The organism is Pseudomonas sp. S2_C03, from assembly GCF_054668405.1.
The window spans coordinates 6,180,529-6,207,042 of the sequence record NZ_CP162766.1 but is presented as its reverse complement, the minus strand read 5'-3'; the positions used below and the strand labels follow the sequence as shown (position 1 = coordinate 6,207,042).

Below are 26,514 nucleotides of genomic sequence, written 5' to 3'. Positions count from 1 at the left end.
AGGTTATTGAGTCCGGAGACTGATCTTTCCATGAGAAATCCGATAATCGGCGTCGATCTGCGCTCGTCGATCGTCATTCAGGCTAGCTGTCGATGCCCTGGTGAGCCGGACGATTGCACGCAAAAATGGTAAGCAATCCTTTCGGTTATTTGATAAACACTGCGTCAGGTTCCCAATTTGATCCCCGGTGTAATCAATCATGCAGCGCACATTCGACGATCTTCAGCTAGGTAGCATCGAACTGTTTTGCCTGGCCGCCGAGGCCGGCAGCTTTACCGCTGCGGCGCTGGTGGCAGGCGTTACGCCGGCAGCGGTGAGCCGCTCGGTATCGCGCATGGAGGAACGGCTGGGGGTCCGCTTATTCGCACGCACCACCCGCAGCGTGAAAATGACAGACAGCGGCCGCCGGTATTACGAGGAGTGTCGTCAGGCATTGGCACAACTGGTCGAGGCTCAACGCGAGGTGATGGGCCAACAGCAGGAGCCTTCAGGCACCTTGCGCATCAGCATCCCCACCACCTATGCCCATCACCGCATCCTGCCGTTGCTCCCGGCCTTTCGAGAACGTTTTCCCCAGGTCAAAGTCGAGTCGCACATCAGCAACCGCAACATAGACTTTGTCGGCGAAGGCTATGACATGGTCATCCGCGTGCGGGCGATTCCAGACTCCGGCCTGATCGCCCGCCAACTGGAAGATGCAGAACTGGTGATGATCGCCGCCCCCGCCTACTTGGCGCGCGCGGGCACGCCGCAGACCCTGGATGACCTCAAGCAGCACGAGTGCATTCAATTCGAGCTACCCAGCAGCGGACGGCGCATCGCTTGGTTATTCAATGAAAACGGGGGGCAGCGCGAGATTCTCGCCGAGGGCAATCTCAGTTGTTCCGACGACGTTCTGGGCGGGGTAACCCTGGCAAAACACGGGGCAGGCCTGTTTCAGACCTATCGGTTTATTGTCGAGAAGGAATTGGCCGACGGGTCTCTGGTGGAAGTTCTCAAAGCCTACGGCGGCCGTTCGCGTCCTTTCACCCTGCTCTACCCGCAAAGCCGTCATATGCCTTTGCGGCTCAGGGCATTTATCGACTTTCTCCTCGAACAACTGCCACGCTGAACGAAAAATCTTCAGGCTTGCAGATAGCGCAACACAGACTCGCAAATCATCTGCCGATGACGCTGCTTGATGCGCTCGTCCGGCAACTCGATCTCGAAGATCTCACCGACCGTGTGCCGGTTCGACACACGATAGAAACAGAACGAGCTGATCAACAAATGCACATCCAGCGGCTCGAGCCCCGAGCGGAACACACCTTCCAGCGCGCCTCGCTGCAGAACCTCACCCAGTGAATCGAGGATAGTGCTGTTCATCGCCTTGATCGCATCGGAGCGTTTCACATACTCGGCGTTGTGAATGTTCTCGATGCTGACGATGCGCACGAAATCGACATTGCGATCATGGTGATCGAAGGTGAATTCGACCAATCGCCGAATCGCGTCGACCGGCGCCAGTTCGGCCAGGTGCAGGCGATTTTCGGTGCTGCGAATGTCGCCGTAGAGTTTCTCCAGCACCTCAAGATACAACTGCTCCTTGCTGCCGAAGTAGTAATAGATCATGCGCTTTGAGGTGTGGATACGCTCGGCGATCGCGTCGACACGGGCTCCGGAAAGGCCCTGCTGGACGAACTCGACAATGGCTTCCTGAAGAATGTTCTCGCGGGTCTTTTCCGGGTTGTTCTTGCGACTTTTGCGAGGCTCGGCCAAAGGTTCGTCCGGCGCTGCGGAAAGATCTGAAATCACGGTCATCGCGGGCTCACGGCCATCACTGTACAAGCTGGCGATTATGAGCCGCGTCGCAAAGCGAAGGAAGCTGCGCGGCGCGGGTTTAGCCTCACGCTTACCAATTTCCTACAACTTCGCCTGACGAATCGCACCGTGAGCGTCGACCGGCTGCTCCCATAAGGGTCAATACGGCCCGCAAGCCATCTTTCTACCGCCGACTCTGCTGCCACGCTGCCGCCAACCCACTGCAACAGATCACCGCAATCCCGATCACCGTGGTCAGGGTCGGGGTGTGGGAGAACAGCAGCCAACCCAGCAAACCGGCGAAGATGATCTGGCAATAGCCGAACGGCGCCAGCAGCGCGGGCGCGGCGAAGCGAAACGCCTGGGTCAGAAACAGATGCGCCGTCATCCCGCAGGCCCCCAGCGCCACCATCATCAAGCCATGCGTCACGCTGGGCACTTGCCAGAAGAACGGCACCAGCGCGCTCATCACCAGGGTGTTGCACAACCCGGCAAAGAAGTTGCTGGTTGTCGGGCTGTCGACGCTGCTGAGCTTGCGGGTCAGCAACTGATAGAAGCAGAAAAACATCGCCGAGCAGAACGGCAGCAACACCGCCGGCGTGAACAGATCACCGCCAGGGTGAACAATGATCAGCACCCCGATAAATCCACAGATGACGGCGATCCACTGTCCCCGGGTGACACGCTCCTTCAGTAACGGCACCGACAGGGCCGTTACCAGTACCGGCGCAAGAAAGTTGACCGCCGTGGCTTCCGCCAATGGGATGTACAGCAGTCCAGTGGTGAAGAACAGACTGGTGCCCAGCAGGCATAACGCCCGTATCAACTGCAGCATCGGCCGTTTTGTGCGCAGGACTCGCAGCCCGGACTGTGGCAGGAAAATGCCAGCCATCAATAAGGTGTGAACCACATAACGCGCCCAGACCACCATGACGATGGGATAGAACCCGGACAGGTATTTCGAGAAGGCGTCATGACTGGAGAAGAGGAAGGTAGCGAAGACTATCAGCAGAATCCCTTTGAAGGGCTGGTTTACACCGGAAAGCGGGGTGCTGACGGTCATCAGGTATTCCTTGTGTTCCACAGATCATAAAGACATTGCGAACCCGCGACGTCGTACGCATACCGTAACCGTGACGGGGCCGCTTTGGCCAGATGTTCCAGCCGATTATCAAACGAAGATAAAAACCCCGCGCTTAAGGGAATTTGAGGGGCGATCCACGTTCCTACAAGTCGACGATGCGCACCGGTGCGGTAAAAGCCGGACGACCGGACTGGCGCCACTCCCACACAGCAGCAACACTCATCCCACGGACCAGCAGAGGATTCCCACATGCTATGGAGAAAAGGCAGGCGCAGCGACAACGTGGTCGACGCCCGTGGCGATAACATCGGCAGTGGTGGGGGCGGCATGCGCTTCGGTGGTGGCAAGGGGCTGAGCCTGACGGCAATCCTGCTGATTGTCGGGATCGGCTGGATCACTGGCCAGGACCCGCTGCAGATCCTCGGACAACTCACCGGCCAGATGAGCGAGCAATCGGCACCCACCTCGACGCAAACTCGCCAGGCGCCACCGGCCAACGATGAAGGCGCGGAGTTCGTGCGATCGATCCTGGGTGACACCGAAGACACCTGGCGCGATATCTTCCAGCAAGCTGGTCGTCAGTATAAAGACCCGACCCTTGTGCTGTTCAGCAGCCGGGTGAACTCGGCGTGCGGTCTTGCCACGTCGGCGACCGGCCCGTTCTATTGCCCGGCAGACCAGAAGGTGTACCTGGACACGTCATTCTTCCAGGAAATGTCGCAACGCTTTGCCGCCGCAGGCGACTTCGCCCAAGCCTACGTGATTGCCCACGAAGTCGGACATCACGTTCAGACCTTGCTCGGTGTTTCGGCGAAAATTCAGGCCGCCCGCCAACAGGGCCGGCAAATGGAAGGCGATGGTGGTTTGCTGGTGCGTCAGGAGTTACAGGCGGATTGCCTGGCCGGCGTGTGGGCCAATCATGCACAGAAACGCCTCAACTGGCTGGAGCCGGGTGACATCGAGGAAGCCTTGAACGCCGCCAACGCCATCGGCGACGACCGTTTGCAGCAGCAGGGCCAGGGCCGCGTGGTACCGGACTCCTTCACCCATGGCACATCAGCGCAAAGAGTGCGCTGGTTCAAAACCGGATTTGCGCAAGGCCAGGTGGGCCAGTGCGATACCTTTGCGGCGAAAAATCTGTAGATGAAAAAGTGGCTGTTGATCCTGTTGTTGACCACTGCAAGTACCCAGGCTGTCGGGCAGGGAGTCAAGGAAATCAGCCCCGGACGCTTGTTGTTGAAAGAAGGCGAGATGGCAGTGGGCATCGGTCCGGCGCCCGGGAAAATCGAGCGCGTGCTGATCGTCCTCCATGGGCGATTGCGCAATGCCGAAACCTATCGCCAGAACGCCGAGCGCGCGACGGAGCAGGCGGGACAAAGTGCCAATACCCTGGTCATCGCCCCGCAGTTTCTCAATGAAACCGACGTGGAACGCCATCCTGTGGCCGACACCGTTCTGCGCTGGCAGGGCAATGACTGGATGGCCGGCGGCTCATCCACCGCACCTTTCGCCCTGAGTTCCTATGCTGCGCTGGATCAGATCATCGCCCGGCTCGGCGATCGCCGGCAGTTTCCCGATGTGAAGGATGTCGTGATTGTCGGCCACTCCGGCGGCGCCCAGGTGGTCCAGCGCTATGCATTGCTCAGTCATGACCAGCCAGAACTTCAGGCGGCGGGTGTGCACGTGCGCTACGTCATTGCCAACCCGTCTTCCTATGCTTATTTCGATGAACGACGGCCCGTAGCCTTCAGCCATGCCGGTTGCCCGGCGTTCAATCGCTGGAAGTATGGCCTGTCGGATTTACCGGCCTATGCCGAAGGACAAACGCCTGCGCAACTGGAGGAAAACTACGTTCAGCGCGACATCGTTTATCTGCTGGGCCAGCAGGACATCGATCCGAATCATCCGGCACTGGACAAGGGTTGCGAAGCCAGGGCCCAGGGCGTCAACCGACTGGCCCGTGGACGCAACTACTTTGAATACCTCAAGCGCCGTCATCCCCAGGGGTTGAATCAACAACTGGTGGAAGTGCCTGGGGTTGGTCACAACGGTGGAGAGATGTTGATGTCGGTGGAAGGGCAAAAAGCCTTGTTCGATCAGTGAAAAAGCTCGCGAGCCTGCTCGCGATGGGACCTCTCAGACACCACAATCTCGAGCCAACAACATCCGCCGCAACTCGACACAATCCGCCGCGTGCCAATCGGTCAATTGAGGCCACGGGTTATCCGGCAAATTCACCAGTACCGTGTGCGCTCCCGCCGCCCGGCCGCAATCCAGATCAAAGCGGTAATCACCGACCATCACCATCTCGCTAGCTGGCACCTGCCAGGCCGCAGCCAGCTTCAACAAGCCGCCCGGATGCGGTTTGGGCGGCGCTTCGTCACGGCCCAGCACATCCTCCACGGCAAAACAGTCGGCCAGGCCGATGGCTTCCAGCGTCACATGCGCCAGCTCCCGCGCGTTGCGCGTGAGAATTCCCAGTCGATAGCCGCGCCCCGCCAGCTCGCGCACCAGCTCCACGGCACCCGGCGCCGGCTTCGAACCCAATGCCAAATCCCGCTCATGCTCCAGCAACCAGGCGTGCTTGGCTGCCGCTTCGTCGGCGGGCAATGCCGCCAGGTGTGTGAGAATGTCGTCCGCAGCCGGGATCGCCAACGCCACGCGGATGGCCGCAAAATCGTGGACGGCCACCGTCAGGGTTCCGTCCATGTCGAACACCCAGTGGCGTACGTCGGTCAGGCTCATGCCCAATCCTTGCGGTGGCGGATCAAGCCTTCCTGCGTAACCGACGCCACCAGTTGCCCGGCACGGTTGAACACGCTGCCCCGGGAGAAACCGCGAGAATTGCCGGCCCAAGGGCTGTCCATCGCGTACAGCAGCCAGTCATCGGCACGCAGGTCCGCATGGAACCACAAGGCGTGATCGAGACTGGCGACCTGCATGTCCTTGTGCCACACGGACTTGCCATGGGGCAGCAGCGAAGTGGTCAGCAGACCAAAATCCGAAGCGTAGGCCAGCAGGTATTTGTGCAGCGCCGGGGTATCGGCCAATGCACCGTCGGCGCGGAACCACACGTACTTGACCGGATCGGCAGGTTTGGGGTTGTAGGGATCTTCTCCGGTCACCGGTCGGAATTCGATCGGCTTGGGACACAGGAATTTTTCACGCATGTGCTCGGGGATCAGGTGAGCACGCTGCTGGGTCAATTCCAGTTCCGAAGGCAGGTTTTCCGGGCCAACCACCACTGGCATTTCGCGCTGGTGCTCGAAGCCTTTCTCGTCGTACTGGAACGAGGCGCTGCACGTGAAAATAGGGTGGCCCTTCTGGATCGCCGTGACCCGACGCGTACTGAAACTGCCGCCGTCGCGCACCCGATCCACCTGATAGACCACTGGCAATCCGGCATCCCCCGGACGCAGGAAATAACCGTGCATCGAATGCACATGCCGTGCTTCTTCAACTGTCTGACTGGCGGCAGACAGGGACTGACCGAGCACCTGGCCACCGAACAGCTGGCGGAAGCCCAGGTCCTGGCTACGGCCACGGAACAGGTTTTCCTCGATCGGTTCCAGGGTCAGCAAGTCGACCAGATCTTCCAACACGTGGCTCATTCAGACTCTCCTCACACAACGCAATGCCGCGCAGTCTCGGCTGCAACGGCCCATTCAGGTTCTGGCCGGGGCCATCATGGGTGCCATTGTAAACGTCCGGGCCGGCTTAGCCATGCAAGGTTTGCAGCCATTGCTCACGGCTGATGCGGTACAACACATGGTGGCGCAGAGGATGGCCCGCCGCGAGTTTTGGGTGCTCGAAGTCATCTGCCGGATCATGCCGCATACCGATCGCCTGCATGACTTTTTCCGAGGGCGTGTTGGTCGCGCTGGTAAACGACACCACCTCGTCCAGCGCGAGACGGTCAAAACCGCAGCGCAGAGCGGTCCAGGCCGCTTCACTGGCGTACCCCAGGCCCCAGTGTTCACGGGCCAGGCGCCAGCCGATTTCGATGGCGGGAGTGAATGGCGCATCGAAACCCACCACGCCCAAACCGGTAAATCCGATGAATGCTCCGGTGTCCTTGCGCTCCAGCGCCCAAAGACCAAAACCGTGCTCGGCAAAATGCCCCCGCACCCGGCCAATCAGCGAAGCGCTTTCCAATCGACTCAGGGGAGCGGGAAAATAGCGCATCACTTGAGGATCGGCGCACATCGCCGCAAACGCCGGCAAATCCTCGTCACGCCACTGGCGCAGCAACAATCGCGCGCTCTCAAGTTCCAGTATTGGCTCCAATCGTGTTCTCCCCTTCCCATGTCACCAGTCTACAACGCTGGTAGGATCCTTCCTGCATTCCTGCCCGCCGTTCTGAAAATCCTGCTATGCCGATGCCGTTGATCTACCACGAAGACTACAGCCCCGAGTTCCCGGCGGAACACCGCTTCCCGATGGACAAGTTCCGCCTGCTGCGCGATCACCTGGTGGACAGCGGGTTGACCCGGGACGAAGACCTGCTGCGTCCGGAACTCTGTCCACCCGAGATTCTCGCCCTCGCACATGACGCTGCCTATATCGAACGCTACATGAGCGGCGAGTTGTCCCGAGAGGACCAGCGGCGCCTCGGCCTGCCCTGGACCGAAGCCCTGGCCAGGCGCACGGTGCGTGCGGTCGGCGGCTCGGTGCTGGCCGCTGAGCAGGCGCTGGAGCATGGCCTGGCCTGCCACTTGGCTGGCGGCACGCACCATGCGCATTACGACTACCCGGCGGGGTTTTGTATCTTCAATGACCTCGCTGTGATCAGCCATTACCTGCTGGAAAGCGGCCGAGTGAACCGGGTGCTGATCTTCGACTGTGATGTGCATCAAGGCGACGGAACCGCACGCATCCTGCACAACACCCCGGACGCGATCACCGTCTCCCTGCATTGCGAAAAAAACTTTCCTGCACGCAAGGCCGAAAGCGACTGGGACATCCCACTGCCCAAGGGAATGGGCGATGCTGCCTACCTGAAAATTGTCGATGACACGCTTAATTATCTGCTGCCGTTGTATCAACCGGATCTGGTGCTGTACGACGCCGGTGTCGACGTGCACAAGGATGACGCGCTCGGTTACTTGAAGCTGACAGACGAAGGCGTGGCTGCACGGGATGAAAGCGTGATGCGTCATTGCCTGGGAAGGGATATCCCGGTGATGGGGGTTATCGGCGGTGGCTACAGTCAGGATCGCAAGGCGCTGGCGCGGCGTCACGGCATTCTCCACCACAGCGCACAGCGGGTTTGGACGTCATCAGGTTGTCACTGAGTTGTGGATGCGTTACCCACAATGGCTGTGGAGCTGCCTGTGGATAAGCTGAGAGAAAGGTCATCCAGACCCTATGAATCAAGGCCTCCACTGCAGCGATCATTTTTTGATCACCTCATGTAATCCACTGATTCCTGTGGGAGCGGGCTTGCCCGCGATGAGGCCATCCCATACAACATCTCCGCTGTGCGACAGGCCGCTATCGCGAGCAAGCTCGCTCCTACAGGGTTTATGTGCTGCTAGAATGCCCGGCTTATTCCGCCAGACCGCAGCACTGCCCATGACCCTCCCCCACACGCCCCTCTCCCAGGTCGCCATCATCGGCGGCGGTCCCGCTGGCCTCATGGCCGCAGAGGTGCTGAGCCAGGCTGGAATCAAGGTCGATCTGTACGACGGCATGCCTTCTGTGGGGCGAAAATTCCTGTTGGCCGGGGTCGGCGGCATGAACATCACCCATTCCGAAGCCTATCCGGCGTTTCTCTCGCGATACGCCGAGCGTGCACCGCAGATTGCCCCGCTGCTGCGCGCCTTTGGCGCCGAGGCGCTGTGCCAGTGGATTCACGACCTGGGTATCGAAACCTTTGTCGGCAGCTCCGGCAGGGTGTTTCCGACCGACATGAAAGCCGCCCCGCTGCTGCGCGCCTGGCTCAAACGCCTGCGCGACAGCGGCGTAGTTATCCACACCCGCCACCGTTGGCTCGGGTGGGACGAGCACGGGAGCTTGCTTATCCACAGCCCCAACGGCGAAACAACCGTCCAGGCTGACGCCACCCTGCTCGCTCTTGGCGGCGGGAGTTGGGCACGCCTGGGCTCGGATGGCGCCTGGATGCTGCAACTGGAGAAGCACGGCGTAGGACTGGCGCCCCTGCAGCCGAGCAACTGCGGGTTCGAAGTGCAGGCTTGGAGCGAGTTGATGGTCAGCAAATTCGCCGGCGCTCCACTGAAAAACATCGCCATTGGGCTGAACGACGACATTCCTCGGCTTGGCGAATGCGTGATCACGGCCACCGGCATCGAAGGCAGCCTGATCTACGCGCTGTCGGCACCGATCCGCGAAGCCATCAACCATCACGGGTCGGCAACCATTCACCTGGACCTGTTGCCGAATCGACCTGTGGATAAAGTCATCGCAGCCCTCAGCAAACCACGCGGCTCCCGCTCGATGTCCAAGCATCTGCACAGTCAACTGGGCATCGACGGCGTGAAAGCGGCGCTGCTTCGGGAACTGACTGGCGCCGAATGTTTTGCCGATCCAGCCTTGCTGGCCAGGGCGATCAAGGCGCTGCCGCTGACGCTGGTGAAAACCCGTCCGCTGGACGAAGCCATCAGCAGCGCCGGTGGCGTGCAATTCGAGTCGATGGATGAGCGATTGATGCTCAAGCAGTTGCCGGGCGTGTTCTGCGCCGGGGAAATGCTCGACTGGGAAGCGCCGACGGGGGGGTATCTGTTGACCGCCTGTTTCGCCAGTGGGCGTGCAGCAGGGTTGGGGATGGTGGAGTGGGTGAGGAGCAGCTGCAAGCTATAAGCTATAAGCTGCAAGCGGAGCGCACTTGTCTTGCAGCTTGCAGCTTGTAGCTGCCGTCAAGGCTTCCTCTTACGCGGCCCCGTATTGAACACCGGCACTTTGCGCACAGGCTTGATCGAAGGTTCCACCGGTGCGGCGTCTCCGCTGTCCACCCACTTACCCAGATTGCGCTTGCCGCCACCACCGGAAACCTTCGGCTTCTTCGGTTTTTTCGGCTTTTTGATCACCTGGCCGCTCGCATCGGTGTCCGGCACCCGATGCTCTGGTTCGAACTCCGGTTCGTTCTGACGCTTCAAGGTCTGACGGGTCAACATCTCGATAGCCGACAGCAGATTCACTTCATCGGCGCACACCAGCGAAATCGCCTCGCCGGTCGAGCCCGCACGGCCGGTGCGGCCAATTCGATGGATGTAATCCTCGGCCACGATCGGCAGGTCAAAATTGACCACCAACGGCAGGTCTTCGATATCCAGCCCCCGGGCGGCGACGTCAGTGGCCACCAGGATCTGCACTTCGCTGGCCTTGAACCGGTCCAGTGCGCGCTGGCGGGTCGCCTGCGGCTTGTCGCCATGGATGCCGTCGGCGTTAACGCCAAGGCCCTGGAGTTTTTCCACCAATGCGTCCACACCATTGCGAGTCTTGGCAAACACCAGCACCTGCTTCCATTTGCCCTTGCGCATCAAATGCACAAACAGCTCCGGCTTGCGCTTTTTGTCTACCGTCACCACCCACTGCTTGACGGTGTTGGCCGCGACGTTGCGCGGGCTCACTTCAATGCTCAGCGGGTCATTGAGCATTTGCCCGGCGAGCAGGCGAATGGCATCGGAGAAGGTCGCGGAGAACAGCAGGGTCTGACGTTTTTTCGGCAGCGCCCTGTAAATGTTCGCCAGTTCCTCGGAAAAGCCCAGGTCGAGCATGCGGTCGGCTTCGTCCAGGACCAGGGTTTGCAGCTGGTTGAATTTCAGCGCGTTCTGGCGGAACAGATCGAGCAAACGGCCCGGGGTCGCGACCAGGAGGTCGACGCCGCCGCGCAGTTTCATCATTTGCGGGTTGATGCTGACACCGCCGTACACCGCATAGGTGCGCAACGGCAGGTTCTCGGCGTACTGGCGCACGGCTTCGTGAACCTGTTCTGCCAGTTCACGGGTCGGCACCAGGATCAGCGCACGGACCGAGTTCGCGGTGACTTTCGGACCTTCCATGGCCAGCAATTGCAGGAGCGGCAAGGCGAAACCGGCGGTCTTGCCGGTGCCGGTCTGGGCCGCGGCCATCAGGTCACGACCGGCCAGCACCGCCGGAATGGCTTGCGCCTGGACCGGCGTCGGAGTCTGGTAGCCAAGCGTCTCGAGAGAGCGCAACAAGGGTTCGATCAGGCCAAGGTTGGCGAAAGTCATGGGATTACCGTAGGAAAATTCAGCGCGCGAGTGTGCAATGCCGCGCAGTTTACCCTAATTCACACTCGATTCTGTCTGCGCCACCGCAGCCGGTCGCTGCGGAGCCCGGCGCCACTGCGGCAAACCGATCAATACCACGGCGCTGATGATCACCAGCATGGCCAACGCCTCCTCGATGCCGATGCTTTCGCCGGCGAATACGATCCCCAGCAACACCGCCACCGCCGGGTTGACGTAGGCATAACTGGTGGCCGCTGCCGGACGCACATTTTTCAGCAGGTACATGTAGGCGTTGAAGGCGATGATCGAGCCGAAGACGGTGAGGTAGGCCAGTGCCGCCCACCCTTCGATCGGCGGCATGGCAGGCAGGTGCTCACCGCTCACAGCGCTGCCGATCAGCAGTACCAGGCCGCCCACCAGCATTTCCACGGCACTGGCCATCGCCCCTTGAGGCAGCGGCAGGTGCTTGCTCCAGACCGAACCGAAGGCCCAGGTGGCCGCCGCAAAGATCAGCAACATCGCGCCCAGCGGGCTCGATTGCAGGTTGGAACCCAGGTTCAACATCGCGATGCCGATCAGGCCAAGCACAATTCCGGCCCATTCCAGACGAGTGTTACGGGCGCCCCAGAAATATCCGCACAGCAAAGTGAACAGCGGCACCGTGGCCACCGCCAATGCGGCAACGCCTGACGCGACGCCGGTATGCTCGGCCACGCTCACCGCGCCGTTACCGCAACTGAGCAGCAACACCCCGATGATCCCTGCCGCTTTCCACTGCGCCCAGGTGGGCGCCGGCACCCCGCGCCAGCGCAAGTAGCCATACATCAAAGTCCCGGCAATCACGAAACGAATCCCGGCAAGCAGCAGCGGTGGCCAATATTCAATACCGATGCGGATCACCAGGTAAGTCGAGCCCCAAATCACGTACAGCGCGAAAAAGGCGGCGATCAATGGTAGGGGGAAGCGACGCGGGGCAGACATGGGAGTAGCTCGCAGGCAAGACAGGTGAATGGCTATTCTAGAAAGGCCAACGAGTAAAAATAAGTTACAAAACCTGTTTATAGCGCCGGTACACTTTTCAAATCACGGAGATCAACGCTATAAACCGTGCTTTCGAAAGTCAGTCACTTTCTGGAGTTCCACCATGGACAAATACGACCGCATGCTGCTCGGCGCCCTGCTGGAAAACGGTCGTGCGTCCTACGCCGACCTCGCGCGCAAGGTGAACCTGTCCGCCCCCGCCGTCGCCGAGCGTGTGGCCAAACTCGAGGCCTGCGGGGTCATCACCGGCTATCAGGCGAAAGTCGACATGGCCAAGCTCGGGCTGCCGATCCAGTGCGTCATCGAACTGCGCCTGAACCAGCACGGCAATCAAAAAGCCTACGACGACCTGATCAAAATCCCACAACTGACCGAATGCCACCGGGTCACCGGCGATCCGTGCGTGATCATGCAGGCAGCGGTGGGTTCGATGCCGGAACTGGAGGAGTTGATCAACAGGATCGCCAAGTTCGGGTTCAGCAAGACGTCAATCGTGCTGTCCAGCGCCATCGAGAAGCGTGTGCCGTTGGGGCATATCGAAGGCAACGGCAAAGCCTGAAGCGACACAGTAACGGTGGGAGCCGTGTTGCGGTCAGAAACCCCGGTGCCGCTTCAGATGCTCATTGATCTTCGCCGCCGGCACTTTCTGCAATTTGCACAGCAAATCGTGGGACAGTTCGCGCAGCCCATGCTTGCCCCGCAACTCATCCGCCAGGTGCGCAGTGAGGTTCGCCGCCATCTCGGCGTCGGCCATCGCCCGGTGGGCCTTGCCGGTGTGGGGCAGGTTGGCGTAGGCGTTGAGGGTCCCGAGCTTGTGGTTGGGCGCCGCGGGCATCAGGCGGCGGGCCAGCAGCAGCGAGCAGGCAAAGTTCTGCAACCGGGTGCGTTTGATCCGCCCCAGTTCAAAGTCCCAGAACTTCTGGTCGAACGCGGCGTTGTGCGCCAGCAGCGGTGTGATGCCAACAAACTCGTTGACCTCGTTCATCACCTGTTCCGCCGACGGTGCGCTGCGCAGCATGGCATTGCTGATTCCGGTGAGTTGTTCGATGAAGGCCGGGACGCGCACGCCGGCATTCATCAGGCTTTGGTAACGCTCGACGATACGCCCCCGTTCAAGGATAACCACGGCAATTTCCGTGGCCCGGCAACTGCTGCTCGGGGAGATACCCGTGGTTTCAAAGTCGATGACTGCGATGCGTTCCAACCTGTTTCAGCTCCGTATTGATCAATTCTTGAGCAGCAAGGCGCCTTCGATGGGCACGTAGCGGGTGGCGGCGCGAATCAGCGAGTTGGCCGTCAGGCCCGGTACGCCATAAGCCACCGCTTGCACCCCGTGCTTGCTGATGATGCGCTCGAGCAGCATGTCGAAATCACCGTCACCGGAAGCCAGCACCACTTCGTCAACGTGATCGGCCGCGTCCATGATGTCCAGCGTGATGCCCACGTCCCAGTCGCCCTTGGCCGAGCCGTCGCTGCGCTGGATGTAGGGTTTGAGCTTCACGGTGAAACCGAGATTGCGCAGGATCTGCTGGAATTGCTGCTGCTTGCTGTCGCCCCGGTCGATCGCATAGGCATAGGCCTCGACGATCTCACCCTGTTTGCTGACATCAGCCCACAGCGCGGCGTAGTTGAAGTGGCAACCATAGGCCTGACGCACGGTGTAATAGAGGTTTTGAACGTCGGCGAACACCGCAATTTTTTTCACCGGTTGTCCTCAAGGCTGAATCAGCCACCTGGCACTAAAAGTTGCCCAGTATGCCAGCCTGAAGGAATGTTCCGCGAATAATCAGCCTGGAGCGCCGCAGCGCTCCAGACGAATGGCGTGTCAGACGTAGGAATCGTCGTCGCCAAAAGAATCGTCACCGCTGTAATCAGCGTCGGAATAACCACCCTGATCGTAGGCATTGTCAGCCACACGCTGATCATCGCCCCAACCCCCGCTGTCGCGCTGGTCGTTGACCTGAGCGGGCTCCTCGCGGATCACTTCGACCACGTCCGGCTGCTGGTTGTGGTGGAAAAGGCTGCTGATGCCCTGCGCCAGCATTACACCACCCGCGACACCGGCGGCCGTTTTAAGCGCGCCACCGAGAAAACCACTGCCCGCGGGCGCTTGCGGCGCGTAGTTGGAGGGCGGAGCTGCGTAGGTCTGTTGAGGCGGTGGCGGGTTGAACGGCGAACGCCCTGGCTCACGCCAGCCGCCGCTGGAGGGCGGAGCACTGGGTGCCGGTGCTTCCCGGGAGCTGCCCCCAAAGATACTCGACAGGAAGCCTCCCCCACTCGACGGCGTAGCAGGTGCCTGCGCCTTGGCCGATTGCAGCTCAGCTTGCAATTGCCGGACTTGTTCCTCGAGTTGCTTGTTCTGCCCGTCGAGGCTTTTGATCGCCGCTTCCTGCACCAGGATCGCCTGGGTCATGAAATAACCCGCCGTGGGTTGGCGAGTCAGGTGCTCCTTGATCCGCGCCTCGGCCTGAGCATCGCGCGGGGCTGCGTCCGCTTCGGCTTGTTGCAGCCGGGAAAACAGTCCATCGATCAGGGTTTGTTCTTCGCTGTTCATGGCGACCTCTTAGATTGCCTGGGAAATCAGTGCCCTTCTCCTGAGAGGATACGGTGCCTGACCTTAATGGAGGCTGAAACAACTTGATTCAATATCCTTTACCGAACGTTTACGTATGCGCCCCCAAGCGCTCGCATCGGTTAAAGTGGGCCACTGCTTCCCACCTGCGATACCGACTGATGAATCCGTTCGACGTACTGCGCGACTCTTTGTATTTCTTCAAACGCAATCTGAAACAGATCGTGCAGCTGTGCCTGCCACTGGTGATTTTCGAGGCACTGCTGCAACAGGTGGTTGATCGCTCCACCGAGCCAGACAGCTTCCCGGGCATCAGCGTGATCGTCGGCTTGCTGGTGTATCCGCTGTACACCGCCGCACTGATCCTGTTTCTCGATGCTCGCAGCCGTGGTGAATCACCGCGCAACCGCGATTTGCTGGCGATGTCGGCGAGCCTGTGGCCGCGCTTTGCCCTGCTGACGGCGCTCAATACCCTGCTGATTCTGCTCGGCTTGTCCCTGTATTTCCTGCCGGGTATCTGGCTGATGGTGGCACTCGCCTTTGGCGAGTATTTGCTGGTCCTGCGTGGCATGGCGCCTCTGGCGGCGATGAAAGCCAGCCTGCGGCTGACGCGCGGCCATTTCCTGCGCATCCTGGTGTGCATTCTGTGTGTGATGGGGCCGTTGTGGGTACTCAAGGGCGTGACCCTGCAGGTGTATCCGGAGCCGCAAAACCCGGTGATTTCACTGCTGATCGACAGCGCTCACAGCTTTTTGCAGTTATTTACCAGTGTGGTGCTGTTTCGCCTGTTCATGTTGATCAGCGATGTTCCCGAGAAAGTCGACCGTCCGCTGTAAGCACTCGACGGATGGGCAGGCCGTTTTCCCTCGGTTATGCTCGGGCCTTCTTTTGTAACGCTATAAGCGAGCCATGACCCGTCTACTGCGCTACACCCTGCTGGTCCTGCTGATTGCCAGCGGCCTGATCGCCCTGCTGATCTACAGCCTGACCTGGCGCCCCGAGGCCAGGGAAATACTGCCGGTCAGTTGCAACGCCAAGGCGCCGACACTGGTGCCCGGCCAAGCGTTGAAAGTCATGACCTGGAACGTCCAGTACCTGGCTGGCAAGCGCTATGTCTTCTGGAATGACCTGGCGGCCGGCCCCGACGAACGCCCGACGGACGCCGACATGGCCTTCAGCCTCGATGAGGTGGCACGTGTGGTGCGTGACGAGCAGCCCGACATCGTGCTGTTGCAGGAACTCGACGATGGCGCCAAGGCCAGCGATTACCAGAACCAGCTCAAACTGCTCCAGGAGCGGGTCGCCGACCTGTACCCATGCAGCACCCATGCCTTCGATTGGAAAGCTGATTTCGTGCCGTTGCCACCCATCTTCGGCAGTGTCGGCCGGCAACTGGCCACACTCAGCCGCTACCAGATCGAGCATGCCGAACGCCTGCAATTGCCGGTAGCTCCCGCCAATTTCATCAGCCGCCAGTTCAATCCGAGGAATGCCCTTCAAGTGAATTACCTGCCGCAGAGCGACGGCAGCCAACTGGCGGTACTCAACACTCATCTGGATCGCACCCGGCAGCCTGACGACACGCTGCAAAAACAGGTGGCTTCAGTGGCCAAGGTCCTCGACAAGCTCGAAAGCCGTGGCACACCGTGGTTGATTGGCGGCGACTTCAACCTGCTGCCGCTGGGGCAGTATCGACGCCTGCCCAGCGAACAACGCACGCCCTACTCCGCCGACAGCGCCTTGCACTTGCTGTGGGACAAGTACCCGATGATCCCGACCAACAACGAAGCCGGCGGGATCGACCGGGCGCGATGGCTGACGCATTACCCCAATGACCCGGGGTTGAGCGGCCCGGACCGCACCGTTGACTACCTGTTCTACAGCCCGCGGATCAAACGAGTCGCGGCGACGGTGCGGCAGGACGATACCCTGCGCATATCCGATCACCTACCGGTGATCGGGCGGTTTCTGTTGCCAGCGGCACCGTAGTGGAACTCCACAAAGGCCCTGTGGGAGCGGGCTTGCCCGCGATGGCGGCAGTAGTTTCAACATTGATGTGACTGAACCACCGCTATCGCGGGCAAGCCCGCTCCCACAAGGGAAGGCCTGTGGATCTGGAAATCAATGCACCTCCTCCAGGTCATCATGCAGCAGGCCGAAAATGTTGCGTTTCATCTCGATGAATGAGCGCTCCATGACCATGTCCAGGGTTCGCGGACGCTCGATCGGCACGTCGAGGATCTGCTTGATCCGCCCCGGGCGCGCGCCCATCACATAGACGCGGTCACCCAGCAAAATGGCCTCGTCGATGTCATGGGTGACAAACAGCACGGTCTTTTTGCTGTTGCCCCAGACCCGCAACAACAGCTGCTGCATTTGCAGGCGTGTCTGGCTGTCGAGAGCGCCGAAGGGCTCGTCCATCAGCAGAATCTGCGGGTCGTTGGCCAACGCCCGGGCAATCGCCACCCGTTGCATCATTCCGCCGGAAAGTTGCTTGGCATAGTTGTCGGCGAAGCCGGTGAGGCCAACTTCATTGACGTAGTAATCGACGATTTCCTTGCGCCGGGCCGCCGGCATGCCCCGCCGCTTGAGGCCAAACTCGACGTTCTGACGCACAGTCAGCCACGGGAACAGCGTGTAGCTCTGGAACACCATGCCACGGTCCGCACCGGGGCCGTGCACTTGCTGGCCACCGACGTAGATCTCGCCTTCGGTAGGCTCGTTCAGGCCGGCGGTGAGATACAGCAGACTCGATTTCCCACACCCCGAAGGTCCCACCAGCACGGCGAACTGCTGGTCCGGGACCTCGAACGACACTTGATCCAACGCGGTGAACACGCCACCGCCGGGTTTCTGGTATCGCAGGCTGACCTTGTCCACCTGCAAGCGCGGCGCGCCGTGCGAGGGCGTCGCCATCGGCGTGACGAGTCGTGGGTTGACGGCGGTTACTGAGCCCATGCGGTAATCCTCAGGCGAAGGAAGCGGAACAGTTGATCGGTGACCAGGCCCAACAGGCCGATGATCGCGATGGCGAGGAAAATCACGTCCACCTGGAAACCGCGCATGGCTTTGAGGCTCAGGTAACCCAGGCCACTGGAAGCCGCCACCAGCTCGGCGACCACCAGGTAGGTCCAGGCCCAGCCCATGGTCACGCGCAGGGTATCGAGCACGCCCGGCAACGACGCAGGGGCGATCACGTGCAACACCGCATCACGACGGTTGGAGCCCAGGGTGTAAGAAGCGTTGATCAGGTCTTTGGAGATGCCCTTCGACACGTCCGCAATCATCACCAGTTGCTGGAAGAACACCCCGAAGATGATCACCGACGCCCGCTGTTCCAGGCCGATGCCGATCCACAGAATGAAGAGCGGCACGAACGAGGTGACTGGCAGGTAGCGGATGAAATTCACCAGCGGCTCGAGGAACGCCTGGACGATGCGGAAACTGCCCATCAGCAAGCCCACCGGCACCGCCACCAGCGACGAGATGATGAAACCGACCATGACCACTTCGACGCTCGCCCATACATGCTGGCCGAGCGTGCCATCGCGGCCCAGGCGGAAGGCGGCCTCGACCACCGCGCCGGGGGTCGGCAGGAACATGCCGGGCACCACGCCACCATACGACAAGCCGGCCCACAGCCCCACCAACAGCACCCAGGCCAACCCGCTCGCGCTCCAGACCACCGACACCGGCAGACCGGTCTTGGGCGTAATACAGCGGCTCAACCACGATTTGCGCTTGAACATGGGAACCTCCTACAGCGGACTGACGAAGCGGTTGTCGACCAGATCGTCATTGCTGACGTTGTAGGGTTTGCCCTGCAACTCACTCGCGGTCTCATTGGCCAGTTTGATCAGGGGTGCGCTGTCGCCCGGTTTACCCGGTGAGCCGAGGAGTTTTTCACTCATGGCTTGATCGTAGAAACGCACGCCCTGGGCGGCGGCTTCCAGCTCCTTCGGATCGGCGAGGTAACCACCGACACCCTTGGCCATGATTTTGTAGGCTTCCTGCGGATGGTCCTTGGTGTATTGCACCGCCTTGTAAAGCCCAGCCACCAGCGCCTTGACGTCTTCGGGCTGCTTCTCGATCACTGTGCAGTTGAGCGCAACGACGTCAACGATCACCCCCGGCGTACTGCTGCTGTCGATCAGCACCTTGCCCTGCTGCTTGTCACGCACCATCGACAGGTGCGGCTCCCAGGTCACGGCGGCCGGCACGCGACCGGCGATGAACGCGGTGGCGGCGTCGTCAGCGGTCATGTTCTGCACGGTGATGTCACTCATGCTCATGCCCTGTTTCTTCAGCAGGTACGACAGCCAGAACTGCGATGTCGATCCCTCGTTCACCGCCACGGACTTGCCCTTGAGCTCTTGCAGGCTCTTGACGTCCTTGCCTACGAGCACGCCGTCGCCGCCATGGCTGTCGTCCAGTGCGGCCACGGCCTTGAAGCAGAACTGCGGACGGTACTTGAGCACTTCATCGATGGTCGACGCCGAGCCGGACAATTCACCGGACGCTTGCGCGGCCATGTACATCGACGCCTCTTCCACCACAGGCAATTCGACGGTCAGGCCGGCTTCCTTGAAATAGCCCAGATCCCGGGCCAGGTAGAGCGTGCCGTAGCCAACCCAAGTGGTATGACCGATGGACAGGGTGCCGGCCTGGGCGCCGCTCGCGACCGTGGCAGCAAGGGCGGTGACCGCCAGTGGACGGGCAACGCCGGTAAGCAAGGACTTGATCATGGAGCACTCCCAAAGCTGTTGATTTAGTTTTGTCATGGGCAGTACGACCAGCAGCGTCGGGTTGCGCTGTCGCCTGGGGTCTCTGCTGGACTTGAGGGCGTACAGCATTCGGCTGACTGGCGAGATCGATGTTGGACCAAGGGCGGGCGCAGGAAAATTAGGAAATATGTCGGTGGGAGTGATGAAAAAACTGGGTAGTGTGCGCGGGAATGGGGCGGGGTGATTGGGGATGCACAGGGTGGGGGCAAAAAGCTGAAAATGTGCTGAATCGACTACCTTATCGCGAGCAAGCCCGCTCCCACATTGGAACTGTGGGAGCGGGCTTGCTCGCGATAAGGTCCGCAGGACCTTCCTGCTATCTCAGAGCCGACCATACTCCTGCGCGGTGCGATCCACCGCCTTAAGCGTCTTGCCGACCAGCTCGTCGATCTCCTCGCGGCTGGCGATCAGGGCCGGCGCCATGATCATCCGTCCCAGTGTCGAGCGAATGATCACCCCCTCCTCGAACCCGATGGTGCGGCAGCGCCAGGCAATGTCATTCTCGTTGGCGAAGCGCTTGCGGCTGGCTTTGTCTTCGGCCAGTTGCAACGCTGCAACCAGGCCCGTGCCCTGGATATCGCCCACCAGCGGGTGGTTGCCGAACACCTCGCGCAGGCACTGTTGCAGGTAGGGGCCGATGTCGTCCTTGACCCGCGTCACCACGCCTTCGTCGCGCAATGCCTTGAGATTGGCAATGGCCACCGCCGCCGCAACCGGGTGCCCGGAATAGGTCAAGCCGTGAGCGAATACGCCGCCCCGCTCCACCAGTACCTCGGCCATTTTCTTCGACAGGATCAGGCCGCCCATGGGGATGTAGCCGGAGGTCAGGCCCTTGGCGATCGACAGGGTGTCCGGCTCGAACCCGAAGTATTCGTGGGCGAACCATTCGCCGGTACGACCAAAACCACCGATCACTTCATCGGCACAGAGCAGCACGTCGTACTTGCGGCAGATCCGCTGGATTTCCGGCCAGTAGCTTTCTGGCGGGAAGATCATCCCGCCCGCACCCTGGAACGGTTCGGCGATGAAGCCGGCCACCTTGTCCGCGCCCAGTTCCAGGATCTTCGCTTCCAGTTGCTGCGCCGCCCGCAGACCGAACTCGGCGGGCGTGAGGTTGCCTTCGTGAGCGAAGAAGTAAGGTTCATCGATGTGATCGATGTCCGGCAACATGCCACCCATTTCGTGCATGAACTTCATGCCACCAAGCGCCGTCGCGGCCAGGGTGGAGCCGTGGTAACCGTTCCAGCGCCCGATCATGATTTTCTTCTCGGGCTTGCCGAGGATTGTCCAGTAGCGGCGCACGGTGCGGATCAGCACCTCGTTGGCCTCGGAGCCGGAGTTGGTGTAGATCGCGTGGCTGTAGTGCCCCGGCAGCAGGCTGAACAAAAGCTCGGAGAGCTCGATCACCTGCGGGTGGGTGGTGTGGAAAAACATGTTGTAGTACGGCAACTGCTCAAGCTGCCGGGCGGCCGCTGCCGCCAAGTCCTGGCGACCGTAGCCAAGGTTGGTGCACCACAGCCCGGACATGCCATCGAGGTAACGTCGACCATCGTTGTCCCACAGGTGCAGGCGTTCGCCTCGGACCATTACGCGGGGTCCCTCGTCGTTGAGGGCCTTCTGGTCGACGAAGGCGTGGATGTGATGCGCGGCATCGGCAGCCTGGTAATCGCGGGTTTCACGTGGGGTGGTCATCGCCAGTTCTCCGTTCTTGTCAGCGAAGTTGAAACCAGGTGGTCTTCAACTGGGTGTATTTATCGAATGAGTGCAACGACAGGTCACGGCCGAACCCGGACTGTTTGCCGCCACCGAAAGGCACGGTCACGTCCAGGGCATCGACGCAGTTCACCGACACCGTACCTGCGCGCAATTGCCGGGCCACACGGTGTGCGCGATTGAGGTTGTCGGTCCACAACGAGGCGGCAAGGCCATAAACGCTGTCGTTGGCCAATTGCAAGGCGTGTGCCTCGTCATCGAACGGCGTAATGGCCAGCACTGGGCCGAACACCTCCTCTCGAAACAGCGCCATGTCCGGGCTGACGTGGGTAAAGATGGTCGGCTGGATGAAGTTGTCGCAGCCGTTGAACATCGCCTGTCGACCGCCGCACACCCGGGTGGCGCCCTGGCGTTCGGCCTGTTCGATGAACTGCATGATGCGTGCAGTCTGGCGGCTGTCGACGATGGCGCCAGCGCGACTCGACGGATCCAGCGGATCGCCCGGTAACCAGCTCTCGGCCTTGGCCTTGAGGCGTTCCACGAACGCGTCGTGGATCGAGCGCTCTACCAGCAAGCGCGAGTTGGCCGAGCAGACTTCGCCCTGATTGAAGAAGATGCCAAACGCAGCTTTCTCTGCCGCAAGGTCCAGGTCCTGGCAATCGGCGAACACCAGGTTGGCGCTCTTGCCGCCGCATTCGAGCCACACCTGCTTGAGGTTCGACTGCGCGGAATACTGCATGAAATACTTGCCGACCTCGGTGGAGCCGGTGAACACCAGGCAGTCGACGTCAGGGTGCAGACCCAGGGCTTTGCCCGCCTGCTCGCCCAGGCCCGGTAGAACGTTCAATACCCCAGGGGGCAACCCGGCTTCCAGCGCCAGTTCGCCCAGGCGCAGGGCGGAGAACGGTGATTGCTCGGCGGGCTTGAGGATTACGGAGTTTCCAGCAGCCAAGGCCGGGGCGAGTTTCCACGCAGCCATGTCCAGCGGAAAATTCCACGGCACCACGGCGGCGACCACACCCAGCGCTTCGCGGGTGATGGTGGCCAATACGTTCTGCGCACTCGGCGCGACCTGGTCGTAGAGTTTGTCGAGGCTTTCGGCATACCAGCGAAATACACCGGCGGCGCCCGGCACGTCGATGTTGTAGGCGTCCATCACCGGCTTGCCCATGCTCAGCGAGTCCAGCAGTGCCAGCTCTTCGCGATGTTCCAGGATAAGCTCGGCCAAGCGCAGCAGCACTTGCTTGCGTTCAGCCGGCGAGCACGCCGCCCAGGTGCCCGCCTCGAACGCCTGCCGCGCGTTGCTCACTGCAATGTCTGCGTCCTCAAACCCGCACGCCGCCACATCGGCCAAGCGTTGCCCCGTGGCGGGATTGATCGCCGCGAAAGTCTGGCCGGACTGCGCCGCACGCAGTTTGCCGTCGATCAGGGCCTGGTCGGGAAACGCCAGTGTCGCGGCTTTCTTTTGCCAATATGCAAGCTCGAACACGTTCAAATGCTCCATGGGCTTTGATGTGCATCGATAGTCGCTCAGGCCCGAGTCAAGCAAAAATAGTAAAAATGTCTTCCCAGACCATGAAAATACTGGGCAGGTCATCTCCACCCACGTGCACGATGTGGTTATTGTTCAGGCACAACAAATACCGTCGTCAAAACGGATTCAGTCGGCGCAAAAATTGCCTGGATGTTGTGTCCATCCACCCAGAGGTTTGCCGTGGCTGCCTACAACCTGCGTCAACTGAAGTACTTCATCACCACCGTCGAATGCGGCAGCGTTGCCGAGGCCTCGCGCAAGCTGTACATCGCCCAGCCGGCGATATCCACGGCGATCAAGGGCCTGGAAGACAGCTTCGGCGTGCAACTGCTGATCCGTCATCATGCCCAGGGCGTATCCCTCACCCCCAGCGGCGCGCGCTTCTATCGCAAGGCCCAGGAACTGCTGCGCATGGCCAAGGAGTTCGAACAGAACGCACTGGCCGACAACGACGTGGTGGCCGGTCAGATCGATATCGGCTGCTTCGAAACCGTTGCGCCCTTGTACCTGCCGCAGTTGATTGCCGGTTTCTCGGCGCTGTACCCCGGCGTGAAAATCCGCATCCGCGACGGTGAACAACAGGAGCTGGTGCAGGGCCTGACCTCGGGCAGCTTCGACTTGGCGATTCTGTATGAACACGACCTCGACGCCACCATCGAAACCGAGCCGCTGATGCCGGCGCAGCGCCCTTACGCGCTGCTGCCGGCCGATCACCGCTTTGCCCAGCTCAAGCAGGTTTCACTGCGCGACCTGTGCCTGGAGCCGATGATCCTGCTGGACGTGCAACCGAGCCGCACCTACTTTGTCAGCCTGTTCGAAGAGCTGGGCCTGCAACCGCAGATCGCCTTCAGCTCACCGTCGATCGAAATGGTGCGGGGCATGGTGGGGCAAGGGTTCGGTTTCTCGATCCTGGTCACCCGCCCACATTCAGAGTGCACCTATGACGGCAAGAAAGTGGTGTGCGTGGACATCATCGAAGACGTCACCGGCTCCGGACTGGTGGCGGCGTGGCTCAAGCGCGGGCAACTGACCAAGCCGGCGCAGCTGTTCGCCGATTACTGCCGGGAGCAGTTGACGGCAAAAATCGTGCGTTGAGTTCTCTGTAGGAGCGAGCATGCTCGCGATGGAAGCTCAAGCGACGCTGGCTATCTGATGCCCAGCGTTATCGTTGACGACCATCGCGACGGTTCGACGCCTCGACATGCTCGCTCCTACAGGGGAAAGTCCGGCGAGGAGGTTACTTACGCGGCTTGGCCCGCGCCGTCGCCTCCGCCACCAGCGGATCATCCGGCCAGTAGTGACCCGGGTAGCGTCCCTTCAAATCCTTCTTCACTTCGGCATAAGTGCTGCGCCAGAAGTTCGCCAGGTCCTGGGTCACCTGCACCGGTCGGCGCGCCGGGGACAGCAGGTGCAACTTCACCACTTGGCGTCCGCCGGCAATGCGCGGGGTGTCGGCGAGGCCGAACAGTTCCTGCAGGCGCACCGCCAGAATCGGCGGTTGCTCGCTGTAGTCCAGGCGGATCGACGAGCCCGAGGGCACGCTCAAATGATGCGGCGCCAACTCGTCCAGGCGTTGCGGCAGTGGCCACGGCAACAGGTTGCGAACGATGCTGGACAGGTCGAGCTTGGCGAAATGACTGAGCCGCGACACTTTGCCCAGGTACGGCAGCAACCAATGTTCCAGGCCTTTGAGTAACGCTGGGTCGCTGACATCCGGCCACTCGGTTTCGTCCTTGGCGTCGAGGTCCAACTGACGCAGCAACGCGACACGCGCCTGCCACTGACGCAGCTCCGGCGACCACGGCAGCAACTCAAGCCCCTTGCGCCGCACCAGGTTGACCAGCGCCTGGCTGCGCGCAGCCTCGTCCAGCCCGGTCAAGGGTTCACGGCTGAGCACCAGCTCGCCAACCTTGCGCTGACGCTCGGCGCGCAACGCGCCTTCGCGCTCATCCCAGTCAAGTTGATCGACCACCCGCACCTGTTCGGCGAGAACCGATTCGAACAGCGCCGGATCAAAATCCGCCGCCAGATAGATGCGCTCTTCACGCTGGCCCTGGCGACTGCCGAGATCGGCGATCACCAGCCACGCCTGCTTCATCAGGCTGTCCGCTTCGGCGAACAGCGCGGCGCGGCCGTTGGCGAGCCGATACTCCGCGCCCCCCGCCCGCCGTTGCTGAGCCACGCGGTCGGGGTAGGCCAGCGCCAGCAAGGCGCCCAACCAGCGCGGATGGTCTGGATCGCTCACCGGGTCGCACGCCTTGCCGCGCAGGTAACCGCGATACTGCCGAGCCAGTTGTCGGGCGCGCTGCACCCCGCCTTGGGCGCCACGGGCCGCCCGCTCTTCGCCGGACAATAGCGTCAGCCGACTGTGCAGATCGGCACCGGCGCCGCGCAGAATGTCCCGTTCACCCAGCAATGCTGCGACGTCACAGGCCATCTCGGCCAGGCCCAACGCCTGGCCACGCAACAGCAAATGGGCGATACGCGGATGTGCCGGCAGTTCGGCCATGGCCTGGCCGTGGCGACTCAGAGCTTCACCATCCAGTGCGCCAAGGCGTTCGAGCAAGTCCTGCGCCTGTGCATAAGCCGCCGCGGGCGGTACGTCGAGCCACACCAACTGTTCCGGGGTCACCCCCCAGCGCCCCAGTTGCAGCGCGAGACCGGCCAGGTCCGCCGAAACGATTTCAGCACTGGCATAGGCGGCCAGTTGCTCATGTTGATCTTGCGACCATAGGCGATAACACACGCCGGGCTCCAGACGCCCGGCTCGGCCGGCACGCTGCGTGGCACTGGCGCGGGAGATGCGCTGGGTGTCCAGGCGCGTCATGCCGCTGCCCGGATCGAAACGCGGTACCCGCGCCAGCCCGGCGTCGATCACCACACGCACACCGTCGATGGTCAAGCTGGTTTCGGCAATGTTGGTGGCCAGCACCACTTTGCGCTTGCCGGCCGGGGCCGGGTCGATCGCAGTACGTTGCGCGGCCAGGTCCAGTTCGCCGTGTAACGGGCAGAGCAGCACCTTGGAGTCCGTGCCCAATGCGTCGGCCAATTGTTGATGCACACGACGGATCTCCGCCTGCCCGGGCAAGAACACCAGCAGACTGCCGGTTTCATCATTGAGCGCTTCGAGAACGGTCTGCACCACACGCGGCTCGATGAACTCCCCTGGCTGGAACGGCCGCCCCCAGCGCATCGCCACCGGGTACATGCGCCCTTGGCTGCGCAGGATCGGTGCGTCGTCGAGCAACCCTGCCAGTCGCTCGCCCTCGAGGGTGGCAGACATCAGCAGGATTTTCAGCGGCTGGTCGTCCCGAAACAGCGCGCGACCATTGAGGCTCAAGGCCAGCGCCAGATCGGCATCGAGGCTGCGTTCATGGAATTCATCGAAGATCAGCAGGCCCACGCCATCCAGTGCGGGGTCATCCTGCAAGCGCCGGGTCAGGATGCCTTCGGTGACCACTTCGATGCGCGTGCGGGGGCCGACCTTGCTGTCGAGCCGGATCCGATAGCCCACCGTTTCACCGACTTTTTCACCCAGCTCGCTGGCCAGTCTCTCCGCCGCAGCCCGCGCGGCCAAGCGTCTTGGCTCGAGCATCAGGATGGTCTGCCCCGCCAGCCACGCCTCATCGAGCAAGGCCAGCGGAACCCGAGTGGTCTTGCCCGCACCGGGCGGCGCTTCGAGCACAGCTTCGTGGCGTGTCGCCAACGCTTCACGCAGGGCGGGTAAAACTTCATCAATCGGCAAAGAAATCATGCTGGCTCCCAAACAGAGG

25 protein-coding genes are annotated in these 26,514 nt (G+C 61.4%); 9 read left to right on the top strand and 16 right to left on the bottom strand.

Features of this window, described 5'->3' with window-relative positions; genetic code table 11:
- Positions 1 to 199 precede the first annotated feature (199 nt).
- The gene (locus AB4N64_RS28640) at positions 200 to 1,111 is read left to right on the top strand and encodes a LysR family transcriptional regulator (protein ID WP_460120658.1); all 912 of its coding nucleotides are present in this window, start codon (positions 200 to 202) and stop codon (positions 1,109 to 1,111) included.
- An 11-nt stretch (positions 1,112 to 1,122) separates the two neighbouring features.
- On the opposite strand, the gene AB4N64_RS28635 is transcribed toward AB4N64_RS28640, so the two are convergent.
- Both AB4N64_RS28635 and AB4N64_RS28630 read right to left on the bottom strand, forming a co-directional pair.
- Positions 1,123 to 1,800 carry a TetR/AcrR family transcriptional regulator gene (locus tag AB4N64_RS28635; protein ID WP_460120656.1) on the bottom strand — a complete coding sequence of 226 codons (678 nt, stop codon included), beginning with the start codon at positions 1,798 to 1,800 and terminating at the stop codon, positions 1,123 to 1,125.
- A 184-nt stretch (positions 1,801 to 1,984) separates the two neighbouring features.
- A complete protein-coding gene (locus AB4N64_RS28630; RefSeq protein WP_460120655.1) occupies positions 1,985 to 2,863 on the bottom strand; it encodes a DMT family transporter in 879 nt (292 codons plus the stop codon).
- 270 nt (positions 2,864 to 3,133) lie between these two features.
- Between AB4N64_RS28630 and ypfJ the strand changes: the two genes are divergently transcribed.
- Positions 3,134 to 4,027: a KPN_02809 family neutral zinc metallopeptidase gene (gene ypfJ, locus AB4N64_RS28625; RefSeq protein ID WP_460120653.1), complete on the top strand. Its 894-nt coding sequence runs from the start codon at positions 3,134 to 3,136 to the stop codon at positions 4,025 to 4,027.
- The gene (locus AB4N64_RS28620) at positions 4,028 to 4,987 is read left to right on the top strand and encodes an alpha/beta hydrolase (protein WP_460120652.1); all 960 of its coding nucleotides are present in this window, start codon (positions 4,028 to 4,030) and stop codon (positions 4,985 to 4,987) included.
- A 33-nt stretch (positions 4,988 to 5,020) separates the two neighbouring features.
- On the opposite strand, the gene AB4N64_RS28615 is transcribed toward AB4N64_RS28620, so the two are convergent.
- The 3 genes from AB4N64_RS28615 to AB4N64_RS28605 all read right to left on the bottom strand — a co-directional run bounded on the left by AB4N64_RS28615 (position 5,021) and on the right by AB4N64_RS28605 (position 7,171).
- Positions 5,021 to 5,629, bottom strand: a complete 609-nt coding sequence (locus AB4N64_RS28615) for an HAD family hydrolase (protein ID WP_460120650.1) — start codon at positions 5,627 to 5,629, stop codon at positions 5,021 to 5,023.
- Positions 5,626 to 6,495, bottom strand: a complete 870-nt coding sequence (gene tesB / locus AB4N64_RS28610) for an acyl-CoA thioesterase II (RefSeq protein ID WP_460120648.1) — start codon at positions 6,493 to 6,495, stop codon at positions 5,626 to 5,628. Before tesB ends, AB4N64_RS28615 begins: the two co-directional genes overlap by 4 nt.
- 106 nt (positions 6,496 to 6,601) lie before the next feature.
- A complete protein-coding gene (locus tag AB4N64_RS28605) occupies positions 6,602 to 7,171 on the bottom strand; it encodes a GNAT family N-acetyltransferase (RefSeq protein WP_460120646.1) in 570 nt (189 codons plus the stop codon).
- An 86-nt stretch (positions 7,172 to 7,257) separates the two neighbouring features.
- Here AB4N64_RS28605 and AB4N64_RS28600 point away from each other — a divergent pair, with 86 nt between their 5' ends.
- Positions 7,258 to 8,178, top strand: a complete 921-nt coding sequence (locus AB4N64_RS28600) for a histone deacetylase family protein (protein WP_460120644.1) — start codon at positions 7,258 to 7,260, stop codon at positions 8,176 to 8,178.
- Positions 8,179 to 8,458: 280 nt separating this feature from the next.
- Complete coding sequence (locus AB4N64_RS28595; protein WP_460126887.1) at positions 8,459 to 9,703, top strand: TIGR03862 family flavoprotein; 1,245 nt, start codon at positions 8,459 to 8,461, stop codon at positions 9,701 to 9,703.
- Positions 9,704 to 9,759: 56 nt separating this feature from the next.
- Here the strand turns inward: AB4N64_RS28595 and AB4N64_RS28590 are convergent, their stop codons facing one another.
- Together AB4N64_RS28590 and yedA are read right to left on the bottom strand one after the other, a co-directional pair.
- Entirely contained in the window at positions 9,760 to 11,097 is a 1,338-nt protein-coding gene (locus tag AB4N64_RS28590) for a DEAD/DEAH box helicase (protein WP_460120642.1), read from the bottom strand.
- 54 nt (positions 11,098 to 11,151) lie between these two features.
- A complete protein-coding gene (yedA, locus tag AB4N64_RS28585; protein WP_460120641.1) occupies positions 11,152 to 12,078 on the bottom strand; it encodes a drug/metabolite exporter YedA in 927 nt (308 codons plus the stop codon).
- Between the two features lie 163 nt (positions 12,079 to 12,241).
- Between yedA and AB4N64_RS28580 the strand changes: the two genes are divergently transcribed.
- Entirely contained in the window at positions 12,242 to 12,697 is a 456-nt protein-coding gene (locus tag AB4N64_RS28580; protein ID WP_460120639.1) for an Lrp/AsnC family transcriptional regulator, read from the top strand.
- Between the two features lie 33 nt (positions 12,698 to 12,730).
- Here the strand turns inward: AB4N64_RS28580 and AB4N64_RS28575 are convergent, their stop codons facing one another.
- The 3 genes from AB4N64_RS28575 to AB4N64_RS28565 form a co-directional block, all read right to left on the bottom strand.
- Positions 12,731 to 13,342 (bottom strand): 3'-5' exonuclease, encoded by a 612-nt coding sequence (locus AB4N64_RS28575; protein WP_460120637.1) that lies wholly within the window; start codon positions 13,340 to 13,342, stop codon positions 12,731 to 12,733.
- Positions 13,343 to 13,363: 21 nt separating this feature from the next.
- Entirely contained in the window at positions 13,364 to 13,843 is a 480-nt protein-coding gene (locus tag AB4N64_RS28570; protein ID WP_460120636.1) for a LabA-like NYN domain-containing protein, read from the bottom strand.
- 120 nt (positions 13,844 to 13,963) lie between these two features.
- Positions 13,964 to 14,692, bottom strand: coding sequence for a DUF2076 domain-containing protein (locus tag AB4N64_RS28565; protein WP_460120634.1), 729 nt, complete (start codon positions 14,690 to 14,692; stop codon positions 13,964 to 13,966).
- Between the two features lie 179 nt (positions 14,693 to 14,871).
- On the opposite strand from AB4N64_RS28565, the gene AB4N64_RS28560 reads away from it, so the two are divergent.
- Positions 14,872 to 15,546, top strand: a complete 675-nt coding sequence (locus tag AB4N64_RS28560; protein WP_460120632.1) for a YciC family protein — start codon at positions 14,872 to 14,874, stop codon at positions 15,544 to 15,546.
- A 73-nt stretch (positions 15,547 to 15,619) separates the two neighbouring features.
- Positions 15,620 to 16,699 carry an endonuclease/exonuclease/phosphatase family protein gene (locus AB4N64_RS28555; RefSeq protein ID WP_460120630.1) on the top strand — a complete coding sequence of 360 codons (1,080 nt, stop codon included), beginning with the start codon at positions 15,620 to 15,622 and terminating at the stop codon, positions 16,697 to 16,699.
- A 132-nt stretch (positions 16,700 to 16,831) separates the two neighbouring features.
- Here the strand turns inward: AB4N64_RS28555 and AB4N64_RS28550 are convergent, their stop codons facing one another.
- The 5 genes from AB4N64_RS28550 to AB4N64_RS28530 form a co-directional block, all read right to left on the bottom strand.
- Positions 16,832 to 17,668: an ABC transporter ATP-binding protein gene (locus tag AB4N64_RS28550; protein ID WP_460120628.1), complete on the bottom strand. Its 837-nt coding sequence runs from the start codon at positions 17,666 to 17,668 to the stop codon at positions 16,832 to 16,834.
- Positions 17,656 to 18,459 carry an ABC transporter permease gene (locus AB4N64_RS28545; protein WP_460120626.1) on the bottom strand — a complete coding sequence of 268 codons (804 nt, stop codon included), beginning with the start codon at positions 18,457 to 18,459 and terminating at the stop codon, positions 17,656 to 17,658. The genes AB4N64_RS28550 and AB4N64_RS28545 overlap by 13 nt, the downstream gene beginning before the upstream one ends.
- A 9-nt stretch (positions 18,460 to 18,468) precedes the next feature.
- Complete coding sequence (locus AB4N64_RS28540; RefSeq protein WP_460120624.1) at positions 18,469 to 19,455, bottom strand: ABC transporter substrate-binding protein; 987 nt, start codon at positions 19,453 to 19,455, stop codon at positions 18,469 to 18,471.
- A gap of 360 nt (positions 19,456 to 19,815) precedes the next feature.
- A complete protein-coding gene (locus AB4N64_RS28535) occupies positions 19,816 to 21,186 on the bottom strand; it encodes an aspartate aminotransferase family protein (protein ID WP_460120622.1) in 1,371 nt (456 codons plus the stop codon).
- Between the two features lie 19 nt (positions 21,187 to 21,205).
- Positions 21,206 to 22,696: an aldehyde dehydrogenase gene (locus tag AB4N64_RS28530; RefSeq protein WP_460120620.1), complete on the bottom strand. Its 1,491-nt coding sequence runs from the start codon at positions 22,694 to 22,696 to the stop codon at positions 21,206 to 21,208.
- A gap of 225 nt (positions 22,697 to 22,921) precedes the next feature.
- On the opposite strand from AB4N64_RS28530, the gene AB4N64_RS28525 reads away from it, so the two are divergent.
- Complete coding sequence (locus tag AB4N64_RS28525) at positions 22,922 to 23,836, top strand: LysR substrate-binding domain-containing protein (protein ID WP_460120618.1); 915 nt, start codon at positions 22,922 to 22,924, stop codon at positions 23,834 to 23,836.
- Between the two features lie 142 nt (positions 23,837 to 23,978).
- Here the strand turns inward: AB4N64_RS28525 and hrpB are convergent, their stop codons facing one another.
- Entirely contained in the window at positions 23,979 to 26,495 is a 2,517-nt protein-coding gene (gene hrpB, locus AB4N64_RS28520) for an ATP-dependent helicase HrpB (RefSeq protein WP_460120616.1), read from the bottom strand.
- Between the last annotated feature and the right edge of the window lie 19 nt (positions 26,496 to 26,514).